The sequence below is a fragment of the Salinimonas sediminis genome, from assembly GCF_003429285.1.
Classification (GTDB): Bacteria; Pseudomonadota; Gammaproteobacteria; order Enterobacterales; family Alteromonadaceae; genus Alteromonas; species Alteromonas indica.
In genome coordinates, this window is record NZ_CP031769.1 from 1799018 (window position 1) to 1816646 (window position 17629).

15 protein-coding genes are annotated in these 17629 nt (G+C 44.5%); 6 read left to right on the forward strand and 9 right to left on the reverse strand.

Annotated features, from left to right (window positions below):
- The first annotated feature begins 2 nt into the window (after positions 1-2).
- Positions 3-686, forward strand: coding sequence for a hypothetical protein (locus tag D0Y50_RS08095; protein ID WP_147318231.1), 684 nt, complete (start codon positions 3-5; stop codon positions 684-686).
- Positions 687-1184: 498 nt separating this feature from the next.
- A complete protein-coding gene (locus D0Y50_RS08100) occupies positions 1185-1718 on the forward strand; it encodes a hypothetical protein (protein ID WP_117316365.1) in 534 nt (177 codons plus the stop codon).
- Between the two features lie 383 nt (positions 1719-2101).
- On the opposite strand, the gene D0Y50_RS08105 is transcribed toward D0Y50_RS08100, so the two are convergent.
- From D0Y50_RS08105 to D0Y50_RS08125, 6 genes are all read right to left on the reverse strand, one after another.
- Entirely contained in the window at positions 2102-3142 is a 1041-nt protein-coding gene (locus D0Y50_RS08105) for an IS481 family transposase (protein WP_117316367.1), read from the reverse strand.
- A gap of 105 nt (positions 3143-3247) precedes the next feature.
- Positions 3248-3880, reverse strand: coding sequence for a hypothetical protein (locus D0Y50_RS08110; protein ID WP_117316369.1), 633 nt, complete (start codon positions 3878-3880; stop codon positions 3248-3250).
- Between the two features lie 526 nt (positions 3881-4406).
- Positions 4407-4781, reverse strand: a complete 375-nt coding sequence (locus D0Y50_RS08115) for a hypothetical protein (RefSeq protein WP_117316371.1) — start codon at positions 4779-4781, stop codon at positions 4407-4409.
- A gap of 37 nt (positions 4782-4818) precedes the next feature.
- Positions 4819-5034, reverse strand: coding sequence for a hypothetical protein (locus D0Y50_RS08120; protein WP_108566881.1), 216 nt, complete (start codon positions 5032-5034; stop codon positions 4819-4821).
- A gap of 81 nt (positions 5035-5115) precedes the next feature.
- On the reverse strand, positions 5116-5250 hold the full coding sequence (locus D0Y50_RS19885) for a hypothetical protein (protein ID WP_269748319.1): 135 nt from the start codon (positions 5248-5250) through the stop codon (positions 5116-5118).
- A gap of 445 nt (positions 5251-5695) precedes the next feature.
- Positions 5696-5875, reverse strand: coding sequence for a transposase (locus D0Y50_RS08125; RefSeq protein WP_117316374.1), 180 nt, complete (start codon positions 5873-5875; stop codon positions 5696-5698).
- Positions 5876-6227: 352 nt separating this feature from the next.
- Here D0Y50_RS08125 and D0Y50_RS08130 point away from each other — a divergent pair, with 352 nt between their 5' ends.
- Entirely contained in the window at positions 6228-6992 is a 765-nt protein-coding gene (locus tag D0Y50_RS08130) for a 3-keto-disaccharide hydrolase (protein ID WP_117316376.1), read from the forward strand.
- Between the two features lie 1168 nt (positions 6993-8160).
- Here the strand turns inward: D0Y50_RS08130 and D0Y50_RS08140 are convergent.
- Positions 8161-9303, reverse strand: a complete 1143-nt coding sequence (locus D0Y50_RS08140) for a N(5)-(carboxyethyl)ornithine synthase (RefSeq protein WP_108566884.1) — start codon at positions 9301-9303, stop codon at positions 8161-8163.
- A 650-nt stretch (positions 9304-9953) separates the two neighbouring features.
- Positions 9954-10130, reverse strand: a complete 177-nt coding sequence (locus D0Y50_RS19635; protein WP_218023567.1) for a hypothetical protein — start codon at positions 10128-10130, stop codon at positions 9954-9956.
- 74 nt (positions 10131-10204) lie between these two features.
- On the opposite strand from D0Y50_RS19635, the gene D0Y50_RS08145 reads away from it, so the two are divergent.
- Together D0Y50_RS08145 and D0Y50_RS08150 are read left to right on the forward strand one after the other, a co-directional pair.
- The gene (locus tag D0Y50_RS08145) at positions 10205-10390 is read left to right on the forward strand and encodes a hypothetical protein (RefSeq protein ID WP_117316379.1); all 186 of its coding nucleotides are present in this window, start codon (positions 10205-10207) and stop codon (positions 10388-10390) included.
- Positions 10391-10440: 50 nt separating this feature from the next.
- Positions 10441-10947, forward strand: a complete 507-nt coding sequence (locus D0Y50_RS08150; RefSeq protein WP_117316381.1) for a hypothetical protein — start codon at positions 10441-10443, stop codon at positions 10945-10947.
- 643 nt (positions 10948-11590) lie between these two features.
- Here the strand turns inward: D0Y50_RS08150 and D0Y50_RS08155 are convergent.
- The gene (locus D0Y50_RS08155) at positions 11591-13396 is read right to left on the reverse strand and encodes a polysaccharide lyase family 7 protein (RefSeq protein WP_117316384.1); all 1806 of its coding nucleotides are present in this window, start codon (positions 13394-13396) and stop codon (positions 11591-11593) included.
- A 1245-nt stretch (positions 13397-14641) separates the two neighbouring features.
- Between D0Y50_RS08155 and D0Y50_RS08165 the strand changes: the two genes are divergently transcribed.
- A complete protein-coding gene (locus tag D0Y50_RS08165) occupies positions 14642-17605 on the forward strand; it encodes a SusC/RagA family TonB-linked outer membrane protein (RefSeq protein WP_117316389.1) in 2964 nt (987 codons plus the stop codon).
- The last annotated feature ends 24 nt before the right edge of the window (positions 17606-17629 follow it).

Below are 17629 nucleotides of genomic sequence, written 5' to 3' on the forward strand. Positions count from 1 at the left end.
TGGTGACCACGTTTGCCGGCCTGGCAAAGCTGGATATGGCATTGGCTATAGATAAGTTAAACGAACTGAATCAACTCGGTTACCGGCTCTCAACGCTAGTATGGGGGCTTACCCAGGCCCTTGAGTCAAAGCACGATTTTGTCGACTTGCTTACTCTTACCAAAGCGATTGACGACCATGAAGTAGAGGAGAGCATTATTCAAGAGTGGGCCAGAAAAAGCCCTGAAGAGGTGGGCGCCTGGCTCGTTGAAGATTATTCTGGCAATCGCTACGATGAACTTAAATCTAAATTTATAAACAATTGGTCTTACCAAGATAGAGAGAAAAGCGGTGATTGGCTTACTGCCCACACAACACAAGACAAGCTTGATGACGACGTAGTTAACTTTATGCGCTCCTGGAGTTGGCATAGTCCTGAAGCTGCGATGGAATGGTTTAAGCAACAGCCAGAAAAAGTACATAACCAAAGAAATTTCGGTGAATTTATTAACAGTGTAGCGGTATCTCAGCCTCAATTTGCCGCCAAGTATTTAGGCTTTGTCGACAGCAAAACAAAACAGGCAGATATTTCCCGTAGTATCTATCGAGGGCTCAAACGCAGAAGCACCTCACTAGCAACTGCATTTTTGGAACAGTCCCCTTTGAAAAATGACATTCTCGAACTGGAAGCAGAGTCTAGCCGATAATATAAAAGCAGGATTCTTGCCTAAAGTATTCGCAATACGCGCTGCCACCCCAAACATTGATAGGGGGCCTTTACCAAGCAATGTTCAAATCTTTTACGACTTACTGGCAATCTGATGCAGGATAAAATCCCCAGTCACTTTTGAATATTTCGCTGTTAACAGGGCACACGGAACTGTCATTCAATCGTCCGACACCGATACCGCTTGTAATGAGCAATTACCTAACCACCACCATCGCGAAGGCGGTGATGTTCTGTAAGCGATGCCCGAACCATTCGTCTAACCCATTCAATTGGAGGCTTTGCTCAGCTGTGATCTGCGGTTCACCTAATTTTTAAGCACGTTTCCGGCAACACTTCTAAGCATATGAATTGTTACCGTAAGCTGTACTATGCAAATATGAAGTACATTTATATGGGGCTCTTAATGAGCCCATCGTTTTGATATGAGACCTTGAAAATCTTCCTAAATAACAACCTTAAAATGGATTTTAACAATATGAAATTGGTTAAATTTGTATCATTAACTTTGATTGTCGTGGTTATCATCATGGCGCTTGCTTATGAAAAAATCATAACTGGCATTCTGTTGCCGCAGTATATAGCTTGGGCGCATGAGACGGACCGCGCTGGTATGGAAATAGGTACTCCCTTAAATCAGAAGGAATTATCGCTGGCGACAGCAATAGGTATTGAACATCCTGAAAAGGTTAGGATTGTTTATGTTAATGAAGTTCCTTACCCTTACGACAACTTTGCATTGAAAATTTTTGGCGAAGCTGTTGGGCTTATTGGTGAGGGGATAATTAACAACGCACAAGTTTTCGGCTATTCAATATATACGCGTAAGGATTTTGAGCTGGATAGGCCAAAGCTAGCGCATGAGTTAGTGCATGTGTTACAGATTGAAAGGGCCAGTTTAGATAATATCGTAACCCAGCATTTTTCTGACATGGCAGAGTATGGGTACAATAAAGCACCGCTGGAAATAGAAGCTGCTGAAGCCAACAAGAAATATAGTGCCGCCTGGTAATTGAAAATTGCTGTTTGGCTGTCTTTAAACCCCACTACGGCATCTTTCTCGGCGCTAAGTGCGGTGAGCTAAGAGACAGATTGACGGTCCTAAGAGAGCGAGAAGCGGACGTTTCGTGTGAATGGGGGAGCGACAGGTCGCTATAGAAAAACAGCAGGCGTTCAACGATTAGGCTAATGGGCGTCCAGAAGGTTATGAAGGCGCAGTCGGGTGTACGTCCCAGACCATAATCTCTAACGGGTCCCATTGAATAAGCTATGTGGCGTGACATTTGAAATCGCCAAAAGGCGATGGAAAGTTATGCATGTCAATGATATTGACTCTATTCTGTACTAGCTCAGACCTGATCTGACAGTTACCCGTTTCACGGTGCCAGTGTCAGATTAGCTTTGAGCTAAGTTCTTCTCAGCCCAAATCTGCTTCCCATCGGTTAATGTTTCCATTGGCGTTCTGCCGCAGCACATTTTGCCCTGATGAGTCCTTCCATTGTTGTAGTATTCCAGCCACTCGTCCAGATCTTTCTGTAATGCTTCCAGCGAGTCATAGAGCTTTTTGCGGAAGGTGACCTGATAGAATTCATTCAGGATGGTTTTGTGGAATCGCTCACAGATCCCATTGGTTTGCGGATGTCGCGCCTTGGTTTTTGTGTGGTCGATATCGTTGATGGCTAAGTAGAGCTGATAATCATGCTGTTCCACTTTGCCACAATATTCTGTGCCCCTGTCTGTCAGAATCCGCAGCATGGGCAGCTCCTGAGCCTCAAAGAACGGCAACACTCTGTCGTTGAGGATGTCGGCCGAGGTGATTGGCGTTTTGGTCGTGTAGAGCTTGGCGAACGCAATTTTACTGTAGGTATCAACGAAGGTTTGCTGGTAAATGCGGCCGACACCTTTGAGGTTGCCGACGTAGAAGGTATCTTGCGAGCCTAGATAGCCGGGATGGTGTGTTTCAATCTCACCGCAGGCCTCATCATCCTGCTTTTTCTTCTCAAGCGCGGCAACCTGCTCATCGGTCAAAATGATGCCTTCGCTTTCAACTTTGGCTTCCAGTGCGGCAAGTCGCTTTTTGAAGTTTTCCAGATTATGTCTGAGCCATATCGAGCGAACACCGCTGCCTGAAACGAACACGCCTGCTTTACGCAGCTCATTACTTGTTCTGGCTTGACCGTGAGCGGGAAACTCAATGGCGTGAGCTATGACAGCTTGTTCGGTCTGCTCATCGACCCTGTTCTTGAGATTAGGTGTGCGTCTTGAACGGTTAATCAGCGAATCAACACCGCCTTCTTCAACCAACTCCTGATGCCGATAAAACGTGTCACGAGACACGCCCATCACTTTGCAGGCCTTCGATACATTGCCCAGCTCTTCAGCCAGATTTAACAGTCCTGCTTTGTGTTTGATGATTGGATTGCTAGTATGCAACATGAGAGTTACCTATTTTGTTTTGATTAAAGATTCGACACCTTTATCAAAACGGGTAACTCTCATCTTTTCAAGAAGAAGTGTCAGATTAAGTCGAGACTAATTCATCTATTCAGATTTAGATTGAAAGTAAACTGTAAACGCAACATCACTTTCTGAATCTGGGGCATTCTGCACTTCCATTTGAGCCATATTCATATCAATATCAGCTGAGCTTTTTCTTACAATATTATGCCAATCAGCCTCAGGGATATTCCGGTCACTGTATAGATCTGCAGTTGATTTATAAACTATTAACTTGCATATCGATGCTTTGCAAGTTAACTCTTTGATATCAAATGTATCAGCAAATTGTTGAGTCTTTAATGATTCGCTTATAAAAAACTCTTGGTCCTGTGACCAGATTTCTTCTCTTTCTTCTTTGTCAAATTCTCTGATGATTTTCCCGAAAGAAGATACTGACACGCTAGAATCAGGGTTTTCAGCCGGATTTACGTTCATGTCAGGTAGTTCTTCTTTTATCTCTCTCATAGATCGCGAGCCCTTCAAATTAGCAGCGTTGCTAATAATCTCCGCATCTTTTGACGTTATTCTAACTGTAGTGTCGGGTGGGGAAGTCACAGTCGTATCGTGAGATTTTTCCTGATTTTCTTCTTGAGACGAGTCATTAATAAAACCTCTGGTAAAGTACCCCAGTACGAACACGATAATTATGAAAGCTAAACTAAGAGTTCTACTCACCAGACTTCCTTATGCTTATTTTTGAACACTCCTGGTACACTAAATGCTGGTTACAGAATAATCAAATAAGAAGTGTAATATCGGCTTATGACCAATATCTGAAATTTTTCCAGATGTTTCAATGATGGCTAAAGACAAGGAGCCGACGTTTATCGCCTCGTTTTAAGGGGAAACACCTTGACCATAATACGAAGTATCCCAGGTGTTTGTGACCCAGTCGACGTTTGTTAAGTGGTGAAGGACACAACCAAACATTTAAACCCTCTCGATCAAATGATAGGCTTACGATCGTCCCTGTGGCAGCTACAATTGTTCTTCTAGAACAAGTTTCGGTCTTTTGCACTTAACCAATACCGCTATGAGTCATTGTACGGTGGGCCAGGTACTTGTGTTCAGCTGTTTACTATCCTGTTCTCAGAATTTGTTTTTTTACCCGGCGCCGGCCCCCCGGAGCTTTACCATCTTAAAGGCGGCGTGAGTAGGCTTAGCGGTTTCGATGTTGATAGCGGTGCCGTGGAAGCGTTGGTTATAGCCTTTTAATTTGATTAATGATTAATGAGATTACAGAGGAATGAATACCTCCAGACGGGCCAAACATAAAATGATGTTTACTCTGACGTCCATCTTTTCTATTAACCAATACATGCTTCTCGATAATGATAAGATTCTCCACTTCTTCTGCGCTAATTTTTGTAAAAGTTGGGAATGTTTGGATATAGATATACTTGCCGCGCTTAATTACTGAAAGCCTGCCCCATCTCCAGCAAGCCAATGTCACCACTAAAACAATCGTTGTATAAAAAACAAAACGCATGGATAGATTGTTGGGTGTGAGTACACCCGAGAGGATAAAAACAAGAAACAACGTCGTCGTATAATTTAATAAAAATAGTACCGTCATTTTACTTTCCAGAAAGAGAGGCTGATGCCTCTCTTTATTATGGGTAACAAAAGTATGCGCCACCAATTGTACCAATTGCAGAGCCTAACGAGCTACCACCTGTGATGCCAGCGCCCGCTCCGAAACCAAAACCTCCCACAAAGCCTGCGACCCCACCAATAACTCCACCAGTGATACCACCACCAACAGCCCAGTTAGACATACAATCTCCGCCAGAAATTTGTAAGATCTCGTCAAGGTTTAATTCATTCATATCGCTATCCTTAAGGTATGCAAACTGCTGCGCCAACCTGCGTTCCAAATCCAAATCCCCAAAGTGCGCCAGCCCCCATACCTATGCCTGCTGTAGCAATACCCCACCGATAAAGCCGCCTAGTGCGCCCAATGCACCAAAACCAGCTACGCAAACGCTTTGGTCCAAACCGGCGCCATTTACGCTATTAAGCTCTTCTAAAGTTAACTCATTCAAGATAATAATCTCCATATAATTTATATTTAGTCCCTTTAACAAAGGGCCAATACAGGCTATTCATATCCTCTAAGACTGAATACTGACCTGATGAGTAGTTTTAGAGATTGAATTGATATTTAGGGTTAAGGGTGGACCTTGCTTGCTGCAATTGGCGTTGATGATCACCGCCGATAGAGCTACTTAACACCATGCAAAAACATATGCCGGTTAGAGCCAGGTTGAAGTAATTCAATGAGGTTGAGGTAACCTATATCGTGTTATTTAACCCAGCGCTTGGTTTTTGGGTAAAGTTTCTCATGTACCTACAAGTGCCTAACCGTATATGAACGGAAGGTTTACCCGAAGCGGCGACGCGATATCGCCAGATACCGTAAAGTAACTTTTTGACCAGGAACGTTGCCGCTTTGTGTAAAAGAGCCTGTGCTTTTTCTTGGTAACGAGGTTAGCCGCTGCTTTTAAATGTTTTATCTTGTGATTGCTCAAGTTCACGCTTCCAGCAGCGCAGAAGGTTGGTATTGAAACCGCTATCCAATGCAGTCTGACGACAACTGGCGTTAGGCTTCGGCGTAAGTAACACCGCTTCGCGATTGAGCTGTGGGGAATACTCTCTTCCTTTGGTCATAAACATTCCATTTAGGCTTAGTCTGTCTCTTTATGGATGTGTCCGTAAATTCTGGGAAGAACCCTTACCAATGGGGCCGGTGGAGTCAATCAGGCTTCGGCGTTTTCGCCATCGGTTATTAATATTGCTGAAAGGAGACGCTGAATAGTTGTTCGCTGACATCCAGAGAAATTTCACTGTCGTTCTCACTGGACTAAAAAGTTGGGTGAACGCCCGTTCATTACCGCCTTCTTCGCAAAAATACGTATCCTGACCCCGGTAAAAAGAATTAAGTTTGCTTGGGTTGTAAATTTTTGGTAAACAAAGCGCTGATAATACGCAATCTGCCCCTTCATCCAGACAAGGTATCGCCATGGTAGTCAATGTTCGTCAATGTGTTTCAGTTACGCTTTCTGTACTGCTTTTTACCAGCTTCACTGTGAGTGGCAATGACAAGCAATCAGCTACGTCAGCTTCCGTTGCAGCCGAGAAGCCGAACACACTGAACGAGGCGGAAAAAAATGCTGGATGGACGCTGCTTTTCGATGGCAAGAGCACACTCGGCTGGCACACGTTTCAACAGCCAGAAGGCACACCATCATGGAAAGTTGTTGACGGTACGCTCACTGTTGACCCTGGCGCAAGCGGTGTTCAGCACGGCGACCTGGCTACGGATAAAGCGTATGAAAACTATGAACTCAAATTTGAGTGGAAATCACCGGAAAACGGCAACAGTGGTGTGTTCATCAACGTGCAGGAGGATGCCGAGCATCCGATTGCGTGGCAAACCGGTCTTGAATATCAGTTACTGGGCGTTGCCCATGCAGACAACGACGATAGCGCAAAAAAAACCGGCGAGATTTTCGGCTACACATCGCAGATAGCGACGAGCCCCGCTCACGGAGACGGCCAATGGAATCAGTCTTCGATCAGACAAACTGACGGCAAAGTCGAGTTTTATCTTAACGGAAACCTGACCACACGAGTTGATATCTACAGCGAACAATGGAAAAACTGGGTTGCCACATCACGTTTTAAAGATTTCCCGGCGTTCGGTGCATCAGCTAAAGGCCACATTGTGTTGCAGGAGTGGACCTCAACAATTTATTTCCGCAATATGAAACTTCGCACACTGTAGCCTGTGTGCGTGAACGAGTCTGACGTTGTCAGTGATAGCAGTAGCCTCTCGCCACAACGTATTGCTGACAGTAATGCGATAGTAGACGGTCGGTACCCGGCTCTCTGTATGGCCCTGGATAACCCAACGCCATACTCATCCTTCGATAGACTCTGATATCTCAAGGGCATCCTCCACTTCGAGGTCAAAATAACGAACAGTGCTCGGCAAGTTCTTGAAGCCCAGCAATAGCTGGATGCCCCTTGAGTCCCTGATCTTTTTGTAAATGAGATAAGGCTTGGTCTTCACATTTATTGAGCGCTGTATAGCGAGGTATCAAGCCCTAATTCGCTATTTAACTAAGGAGTATTCGGCTGAATTGTTGGGTTGAAATATGCTTTGAATCAGTAGCGCTAGAGTTAAATAGGTAGTCTGATTCTTATCGTTTCGCGTAGTTTATTCATGCAGATATCGGCTCCCCGGTCTCTGGAATTAGTTCACTGGAGTTAGTTCAATCGTACTGGGCACCTTGTGTTCTGCTAGCCAACATAAGAGCGAGTCAGCATTGAACGCCCACATGATACGTCCGCCACTTTAAGTTTTACCAGATCGCATCCTCTTAGCTTGCTATCCAAACCAAGAGTGAATAGCGCTAAATCTCTAGTCTTACCTTTCTGCCCAAGTCTGCAGGCCCCCCCCAAAAAATATGAGATATTCGCTGTGGCTTTTTCTGACCGATGATGCGATCTTTGTTTCAAGGTATAACTTGTTGAACTGTCATGATTAATCCCATCAAGTTGGGGGATTTTAGTATGGCATTTAGATGAGCGATTACATTCAAAATAATTGTTTAGCCGCTTGGTTAGCTACCTATCCATTCTTAAGTATGGTTATTCGTGCCTAGTGAACCAGTGGCGGTGCAAACACGCCCTGGTAAGCAGAGAAAAATGTTATAAAATTATGGATAATATTGTGGTGTAGCGTGAACTATATTGGGCAAGTTCACGAAAGCGAACTCTAAAGTTGCTCGACGATATCGCAGAACCGCCTTGGTGTGGCGGGTAATCGTATTAATTTCGTAGGCATACCTCAGGAACTTACCCTTTCTATTTTTGAAGTTTGCCGTGAAGTTTTAGTCACGGCACGTCAGGTGATATAGGGAAGGCCCGGTTAAATGGGTCTGTAGCCCCTAAATTGGCAGGTGTGGGTAAGCAAGTTGACGGTTTTGATAAGCCAGAATATCAGGTTTTTGAATGATGCCTTTATCAACATTGATGGCTCGACGAATGGTTTCATTTTTCTGCCAGCCTTCCGGTCCTGCGGCTATGGCCGGTAAATGGAAAACTAATGCGGCAGAAATTGACCGTGAAGCACTTTCCCAAAAATAGCTGGGCGTATGATCAACGGCGTAGTAATCCACTTTTTCGACTTGAAACATAGGGTTTTTAAAGGTGGTTGGCTTGGCAAAGTAAAAACCCATACCTTCGTCACAACTGACATCAATAATTAAACAGCCCGGCTTGAGACACGCTTTTTCTTGTTCGATGACAAAGTCGATAGGGTGATTGGTGTCTTGATAGATGCCATTGATAATGAGCCCCGATTCGCTGATTAAATCACACAATGGTCTTTCTGTACCGTCATGTTCAACCACCATCATCCTTGCCTGGCCGGCAGCGCCAGCTTTTAGCCACACATAATGACAATCAAGGATCTCTTCGCGGACCTCGTGGTCGGGACGCTGAATGCAGATAGTAATATCGCGAAAACCATGGGCTTTGAGTGCATATATAGCACCACGACTCACGGCACCAAAGCTGAAAATTATCGCTTTACGCTGGTTACCATAATGCCCGTCTATACCCTTAAGCTGCAGCGCATGAATGACCCCGCAATATCCCGCCATTTCGTTATTTTTGTAGAACGTATGCCGCCCAACCTGTCCCTGGGGACCCCAGACATACATATCTTCAAAAGCGATTAATGTCTGTTTTCGCTCGATGGCAATCTGAGTTATCCGTCGTTGTTGAGTGCAATGAGGATACCCCCAGAGTACACCGCCCACCCGTAACTGCTCAAAATCGGCAAGTACCGGTTTGGCGATAATGACAGTGTTCATGGTTTCCAACAGCTCGTCTCTTGATGCCAATCCTCCCACCTGAGCGCTGAGTGCAGTATCATCGATACCAAAGCGTTCGCCATAGCCAGTTTCAAAAATGAGTTGCTTGCGTATTGTTTCGGGGATCCTGGATAAATGTTCAGGATGTATCGGCACCCGCCGTTCATCTTCTTTTTTAGAGCTACCAATAACGCCTAGAGAAGTCATATTCATGGTATTGCCTTGTGCTTGAGCGTTTGAACCAACAGGGGTTGGCACTCCTTACTGCAAGCGAGAGTGAGGTGTGTAGGTAATTTGGTGTGGAGAATAGGTTTTGGTTGTAAAAGCGAGAAGATTCGAGCTTGTGAACCTAAAGCCCGAAAACTAATTCACTTAAAGCTAGGCGTTGAGTGTAACAGAGTTGAGATTTTATATCGGAATATTAAGTGCCGTGTCTTTAACTCAATCTCTAGGACCACTGAATAGGACAGGTTACATTGGTATGGGGCGTTTTTTAAGGTGAGCGCGGCCGGATTGTCTGGACGCTAAACCAAAAACCAGATGGTCGCTGAGTGAAGATAAATCCGATGATACCAGGTCTACACACATCCACGCCTACCTATAATGATATGGCCACTCTGATACACACCATCAGCTGGCACGGGGGGCTGGTCTTGCATAGTGCACAATGCCGGCTTCTTGCACAAAGCAGGCTATTAGGTTCAATAACGCCCCCAAAGCAACACACCGAAAAGAATTTTGGTCAATTCAAGTGCGTTAGCCCTTGATTAATGGAACCTTTCCCGTCTAGCCTTAAAATTGCCCTAAACGGTATCGCCGGAGCGCGTATAGCACATCACGATATTACCGGTTTGCTATAGTATTTACCCGTTACCGGCTAACGTATGGTACACCCGAATGTAGTTTGCAATCTGAGTACGTTTCTCAGCGTCTATAGAATGCCCGGCCAGGTGTTCTTGATACACACCCATTACATTGCTTAACACGGGCGGGTTAGCCATCTGGGATGGGAAATCTGGCCATGAGCATAGTATTTTCACGCTCGCCACCCAGGCATTATAGGACGTGTGCTTAGTCGTTAACTAAGCAAACTTAGCATTTTAAGGAGAAAAATATGACTGAGTTAACGCCCTGTGGTATCCCGTTAGTGAGTGGTGGAATTTTTAGCCGGATGCTACGATTTGGCTTTAGCTCTGCCGGAGGCGGTATGGCGTGGGATGGAATGAAATATGCTGGTTCGCAGATGATAGGGTTAAGTCACAACGCTTCCCACTTTGGGGCAGCAACGAATCGACTATAGCATACAGGCAGAGGGCAATCAGACCTCTGCCTTATTTATTGGAGAACAGTATGCATAATCATATGGTCGTAAGTCACCCATCAACAGTGACAACCCGCCCGGGTTTTTATATGGCATTGCTCTGTTATAGCATCGCAACGGTTGCAGGGGCGATGCTTATTGTTGCAGTGTTATTCACTATCAATGAACTGTTCGATTTGGGCTTCATTCCCCAAGACCACTACGACAATTTTTCATTAAATAGGTGGGATACATTAGGTTATATTGTTATTGCGCCGATAATAGAAACCTATCTACTAGCGTTAATAATTAAACTTGGCTTAAAAGCGGGTTTAACCCCTTTAAAGGTCGGTATTGCGAATACTTTACTATGGGCAATTTTACATTCACTTATTAACCCTACAAGCTTTTTAGGATCATTGTGGAACTTTAGCGTATTTAGTTACGGATATTTACACTGGCTTTCCGATTCTTTTAAACAAGCCTATTTAGCGGCACTCGTTCCTCATGTTGTACTTAATTCTACAATAATCATTTTATATTTTTCTTTTGGATAAGGCGTCAGGCCTATCTTCCACTAAGCCATGTGCCAAAAGATAGCTTATCGTTATTTTGTTGTTTTTAAGGGTAATCCTGATTTTGGGGTGAGCTGGTAGAATGTTAAGCGCTTTTATTATGATCTAATGCAACTGTGTTAATGCTAGATTTTTAATTGCTTTTTTGTTGTTTGTAAAAAATGATTTGAAGTGAATTGATTTTGTCAGACCTGGAGAAATAGGATCCGCTGGCTGTTATTGGGCTAGGGGCCATAATTATCGCGTCAGGGGGCTGCTATTACCTTATAAAAAAGAGCTACCGCAATAAGTCTTTGTAGTATTCATTGACGTTATCGGTGTCAGAAAAACCTTTTATATGGCGGTGAGAATATCTCAATACAGCGCCCTTGCAACGGGCTAATTAAGAACAGAGTAAGCAAGAACAGGGCAGTAAAAGCAGATTAAGCAACAGTAATTTAGATCAGAGCAGCTTAGGCCACAGAAGTGTAGTTGAGGAAAGCGGGGCAAGGCATGGGATAAGCCTTGCACCCATCGCCTTCGTTGCTTGCATAATGAACAGCGCTACCTGTTCGAGCGGATTCATAACCTATATTATAAAACAATTAGGTAGCGCTGTTGTCTAGCACATTATTCTATGTCTCGCTTAGTCGTGAGAGACCACAAGCGAGTAGAAGGTAGCTTGCACGTAATCGCTATCATTACCGGTGTTGTTTTGATTGTAAACACCGGCTTTGAAGTACATATATTCATCTGCAATATCGTACCCGCTGTTACTCATATCTACTTCCTGAGTGATCGTATCTTTGCCATCACGTAAAATTTTGACTGTAAGATCATTACCCTTTACGTCAATTTCATAGCTAAATACTTCATTCAGAGCGATACCATCGGCCGGTTCAGAGGCTGAACTTGAACGCGATCCAATAAGTTCATACCATTGTTCACTATTACCGTTTCCTGGTTCGTGGGCAAGATAGATAGAACCTTTGTCATGGCCAGGTAGCTTACGATAGTACAAGCGTACAGGCTCGTCGCTCGAGGCATGTATTTGACCTACTATCACGCGGCCCACCTGCCCGCTATCACCAGAAGAGGTGACGTGGTTAACAGACAAAGTAGCTTTCATATTACCATCAACACCACCCGCCAACTGCTGCGCAGCGGATGGCGCGGAGCTGAACACCCAGTTATTGCCGTTCACACCCTGAGTATCAATTGAAGTATCTCCGGCGCGTATCATCTCTCTTAATTCCGAACGGGTATAGCTGGTACCTGAAGAGGTTTTGAAGCCGGCTATGGTACTTTTGAACACCATACCGCCATCTGAACCAGTATAGAAATACTGGTTGTTTTCATATCCTGCATTAAGTTCAGATTCTTTAATAGAGTCAGCTTTGCCGTCATTATCTTCATCAGACGGTACGCTTAAATACCAACGCGATAGGTCAAAGTTTTCCGACGGTGCCTTGTTACTATCCAGATTAGTGTCAACAGGGGTGCCACCGCCTGAACCGCCGCTGCTTTCACCACTGCCATATACTTCAACCTCGGCAATATTAGTCCAGCTACTACCGGCAGAGTTGCTAAAGGTTTTAATACGAATTTGCTGCGCTGCGATGTCAGTAACATCGTAGACTTCGATACCAGCAGTCGTACCGCTACTGACATCATCGTACACTTTTGTCCAGGTGCCACTGGTGCCTGGCCGCGCGTAAATTTCAAAGGTATAACTTTGGGTGTCGCCGCGGCCCCATGCAATACCTACCTGGGTAACATCGCTGGTGTTATCAAGCTGGGTTGTAAGGTTTACGGGTGTGCCTGAGCCTGCCCAGCGTGAAGAGAACGCGGTATTGCCATCTATCACATTAGTCGCGGGGTAGCTACCATGACCACTACCATCATCAAAAGCCGTGTTTATAGAGAGCTGGCTACCGTTGGCAACCGGCGTAGGGGCAGCAGAGTCTGTGCGTGTCAGTAGCCATTGCTGGTTAACATTACCGCTATTGGAAGACCATAAATAGAGCTCTTGCTGGCGAGCTGCGCCGCCATTTCCGTCAATTGAATAGCCCGAGGCATTACGCTTTTGGAAGCGATAGACTTCAGCGCCCGAGGTGATTTTTATTTTTTCCCAGTGCTGATTGTAATTGGTGGAATCGCACTTTTGCAGTGTTATCGGTTGCCGATTAGACCCACCATTTCCCCCATCCCAGCACAGGTTAGTATCTTGCTTTTTAAACGAGTAATAACCATCACCGTGGCTAATCTGTACCCACTGTTGGTTAACGTTATTGGTGTCCGAGTTCCATAAATAAAGCGGCTGACTTTCAATCGCCCCACCATTTCCATCAATAGAAAAACTGGTGTTCTGTTTGGCAATATTAAAAGTTGCTGCATGGGCCAGCGAAATGCTGCTGGCAAGTAGGGCGATAGAGAATTGTACTTTCTTCATTGAAAAAATTCCGTAGTTGCAGACGGTAGCTACCCGTAAAACAGTACATCATGCGTGCGCCTGACCAATTGGTAATATGGCTTATTATTATGTTCTATGCCGAGAAATATTTAATGTTTGTTACCAAATATCCTTATTGGTAATAAAAAATTAACATAGTTTTTCCTCTTTCTCACCCTAAATGTGGGTAAATTTTAAACGTTAAGCTAACCAACGTCGTTCAGTAAGCCTGGCTCCTTCGTGCCAGGCCTTATGAATCAAGAGCTATAAGCAAATACGGTAAGATAAAATAAGGAGAATAAATAAGTGAAAATATCGTCGTAATAAAAGCGGTAAATAGTTTCAACCCCCACGGGCCCGGCGGGTCAGTTAACGTGTACTAAGCCGCGCATTATAAAGTCGGACAAAAGATTATGTGTAATACAAAGCCGACATAAAAAATAAGTCTGTATCTTATGTATATGAAATATAGTGATATTTTTAATATTGTAATTGGTGGAGACGAGAGCATGGGAAAATTTTATAGACTTAGAAAAAACAAGATGACATGAGTTTCAGCCTATCCACAAGGTAGGTCGGGCCCGGGGTGGGGCAACGCCTAATACACTACTTCAGGAAGAATGAGTTCGCTATTATGGTAGCGCAGCAGGCATACGTTATACAGTACTACCCATAATGCAGAGCTTTATAAATATAGCGCAGACCGTTCCTCTTTTTCCCAAGCCTTAAAATAGTGAATTCTGGTGAACCAATAATTTAACTTTGGTTAGCCATTTGTAGCATCCCATTACGAAAAGCGGTGGACAATTTCGGGGAAGTATCGTTGCTGCTATGGCAATACCATTTATCCACTGTTACAGGCCTTGAAACCCAGGGGACCGACCTGATTAAATCGGCAGGTACCCACATAGTAACTCCCCCTGAGTACACTTCACCCCAATCGCTGGGCATTCGGCCTCCATTAATCCTCTGGGCTATTTTTTGCTTATGCAATCGCCTGATTGCCCGCTTGGGGTCAGCGCTCTTTTTACCCATCCAAAGTGTGCCTAACAACCCGCCTCCCCGTGAAGAAATATAAAATGTCTCTAATCAGCTGAGCGTATTGCTATGAGCATCGTAAAGAGCCCCGATATGGCGAATGAAAAAAAAGTGTTAAACCAATGTTGATTATTTAATAAGTCCCGCGTATAACAAAAAGACAACGTTGTTTTTACTGTTTTTACTTTTTCAACATTGGAATGTGAGATGACAAATACCAAACTTCATCCATTGGCTCGTCAGGTTCGCCAAGCATTTACAGCCAGCTCGTTGGCATGCTTGTTTACCGCTTTGCCTGCCATGGCGCAACAAACGTCAGACACTGATAGCAGTGATGCTACGCAAGAAGTAGAAGTTATCGAAATATCTTACGGTTACAGCGCTGTGGAGAAAACTGATTTAACCGGCGCCATTGCTACAGTTGACCTAGAGGACATAGCAGATTTACCGGCAGGTAACATAATGCAAAATTTGCAAGGGAGAGTGCCGGGTTTGCAAATTACTACTAACGGTAATCCTAGTTCTAGCGCCACGGTCAGAATCCGAGGGCAGGGTTTAGGGCCACTGGGTAACAACGATCCGTTATATATCATAGACGGCATCCCGACCAAGTCTGGACTGCAAGAGATTAACGGCAATGATATAGCTGACGTCCAAGTTTTACGGGACGCCGCCGCAGCCAGTATTTATGGGGCTCGTTCTGGTAACGGGGTGATTGTTGTTACCACCAAACGCGGATATGACGGATTAGATTTCAATTTTCGTTTCAACCAAACGGTTGAAGATTACAACTACGATCTTAACCCGTTGAGCACACAAGAGCGCGGCAACGTTGTGTGGCAGGCCGCAGTAAATGATAGAGCGGACCCGAACTCCGCTAGTCCTTTGTATTCTTATGACTGGAATCAGGACTTTAATAATCCGGAATTATATTCAATAACCATCCCTGAATATACCGATCCCCAGGGTGTTCAACGCGCTGCGCAAACCAATTGGTTTGATGAAGTCACCCGAACATCGCTGGTAAGCGACATGAATTTTTCGGTATCTGGCGGCAGTGAGCGCGCTCAATTTTATGCCTCATTGGGATATTATGACGCAGAAGGTATTGTGGATGGGTCTAAGTTTGAACGCCTTTCATTTCGTGTAAATTCAGAGTTCGACATCATTGAGAATAAACTGAAAGTAGGGCAGACCTTTCTTGTCACCGATCAGAAAGCAAACCTTATAAATGATATGGCTGGGCAAATTTTAGGCTTGTCTATTGAGCAGCAATCTATCGTTCCAGTCTATAACGATGTTGGAGGATGGGGCGGCCCGGTGCCCGGCATAACTGACCGCGATAATCCGGTAAGGCTTATAGAACAAAACCGGGATAATGATCATACTTATAATAAAGTAATGGCCAGTTTTTATACTGAATATGAGCCTATTGAAGACTTAATTCTACGCGGTACTGTGGCTTTGGATTATGGCCAATTTTACTTTAGAAATTTTCGTCGAGCATTTAATGCCGGCTCGTTAAGTGCTAACGACCGCCTCTCCGTTGAAGACAACTTCAATCAAAGCATTATAACCAGTGCTACTGCTGCGTATAAATGGCAACCTGATGAAAACCACAAATTTAACTTTTTAGCAGGTATTGAGCAGATTGACTATAAGCGAGAACTATCAAGAGGGATAGGTTCTGGCTTTGCTTCAGATGATCGTGCCTTTGCATATCTTTCGCAGGCTACATCAGATGTCAGAGTTGAAGGGGAAGGGGAAACCTGGGCGCTGGACTCGCAATTCGCCCGGATTGATTACAACTATAACAATCGCTATTTAGCATCCTTTACCATTCGCCGCGATGGTTCTTCGCGTTTTGGTGAAAATAATGAGTACGGTAATTTTCCGGCGGCTTCTTTAGGATGGGTAGTGAGCAATGAAGACTTTTTTGATATCAGCGCCATAAATACCCTTAAATTGAGAGCGAGTATCGGTGAAACGGGTAACCAAGAGATTGCGACAAATGCTACCTTTACTACCTATGTTCCACGTTATGCCACCCAATCACTATTCACAGATCAACAGGACGAGGGGACTGCTTATGATATCAGCGGTAATAATAGCGGAACATTACCTTCGGGATTTGTAAAAGCGCAAACGGGCAATCCGGATTTAAAATGGGAAACCTCTACCCAAACCAATATCGGGGTTGATGTTGAGCTATTAGATGGCGAAATCTACGCAAGCCTTGATTGGTTCAAAAAAGAGACCCGGGATATCCTGACATTAACTCAGCCAATCGCGACCCTGGGAGAAGGTGCACAGAAATGGGTGAATGGGGGCACCATCGAAAATGAAGGCTATGAACTGGTAGTTGGCTTTGATAAATGGGTCAAGCCAGATTTTCTGGCCGACGAGCTTCAGATTGATATCAACTTCAATCTTTCTACCGCACAAAACACCGTGACCTCATTACCTGAGGATGTCGTCAATTCGTTTGGGGGAAATGGTCAGGATAAAACTATCTTGGGTAAGTCTATCAATTCAGTGTTTGGCTATGTGGCTGATGGCTTGTTTCAAAGTTCTGCTGAAGTAAGTGAGCATGCTATACAAACCGGCGCGGCGCCTGGGCGCATTCGTTTTAAAGACTTGGATGGTAATGGCGTTATCAACGAAAACGACCAAGACTTTTTTGCGGATACTGATCCCAGTTATATTTATGGGATGAACTTTACTTTTCGTTACCAGGCATGGGACTTCAACATGTTCTGGCAAGGCGTAAAAGGGGGCCAGATTCGAAATAACTGGCGTCTGTTTACCGACTTTACATCACTAAACATCGGTTCAAATTATGGTTCGCGCACGCTGGATGCGTGGTCACCCACTAATACTGATAGCGATGTTCCTGCCTTAACGCTCATCGACAACAACGGGGAAGGGCGACAATCAAGTTTCTTTTGGGAAGAAGGCACTTACTTAAAACTACGTAACATTAGCGTGGGATACACGCCGTCCTTAGATTTTATTGAGCGCTTTGGTCTTAGCGATGCGCGAATTTATTTACAGGGTCAAAACCTTCTTACTGTTACCCCATCCGGTACCTTAAGCCAAGATCCAGAGACGCCAAACGAGGTGTTTCCCGTTCCGCGCCGCATCACCCTCGGTCTGGAATTGTCGTTCTAAGCGCATTTAAGCACAGGTTTAAAA

Excerpts from the sequence above, each read along its gene's own strand:
- D0Y50_RS08125 (WP_117316374.1), bottom strand. The coding sequence starts at position 5,875 with ATGACCAAAGGAAGAGAGTATTCCCCACAGCTCAATCGCGAAGCGGTG.
- D0Y50_RS08150 (WP_117316381.1), top strand. The coding sequence starts at position 10,441 with ATGCATAATCATATGGTCGTAAGTCACCCATCAACAGTGACAACCCGC.
- D0Y50_RS08100 (WP_117316365.1), top strand. The coding sequence starts at position 1,185 with ATGAAATTGGTTAAATTTGTATCATTAACTTTGATTGTCGTGGTTATC.
- D0Y50_RS08115 (WP_117316371.1), bottom strand. The coding sequence starts at position 4,781 with ATGACGGTACTATTTTTATTAAATTATACGACGACGTTGTTTCTTGTT.
- D0Y50_RS08165 (WP_117316389.1), top strand. The coding sequence starts at position 14,642 with ATGACAAATACCAAACTTCATCCATTGGCTCGTCAGGTTCGCCAAGCA.
- D0Y50_RS08130 (WP_117316376.1), top strand. The coding sequence starts at position 6,228 with ATGGTAGTCAATGTTCGTCAATGTGTTTCAGTTACGCTTTCTGTACTG.
- D0Y50_RS08120 (WP_108566881.1), bottom strand. The coding sequence starts at position 5,034 with ATGAATGAATTAAACCTTGACGAGATCTTACAAATTTCTGGCGGAGAT.
- D0Y50_RS08105 (WP_117316367.1), bottom strand. The coding sequence starts at position 3,142 with ATGTTGCATACTAGCAATCCAATCATCAAACACAAAGCAGGACTGTTA.
- D0Y50_RS08140 (WP_108566884.1), bottom strand. The coding sequence starts at position 9,303 with ATGAATATGACTTCTCTAGGCGTTATTGGTAGCTCTAAAAAAGAAGAT.
- D0Y50_RS08155 (WP_117316384.1), bottom strand. The coding sequence starts at position 13,396 with ATGAAGAAAGTACAATTCTCTATCGCCCTACTTGCCAGCAGCATTTCG.
- D0Y50_RS08145 (WP_117316379.1), top strand. The coding sequence starts at position 10,205 with ATGACTGAGTTAACGCCCTGTGGTATCCCGTTAGTGAGTGGTGGAATT.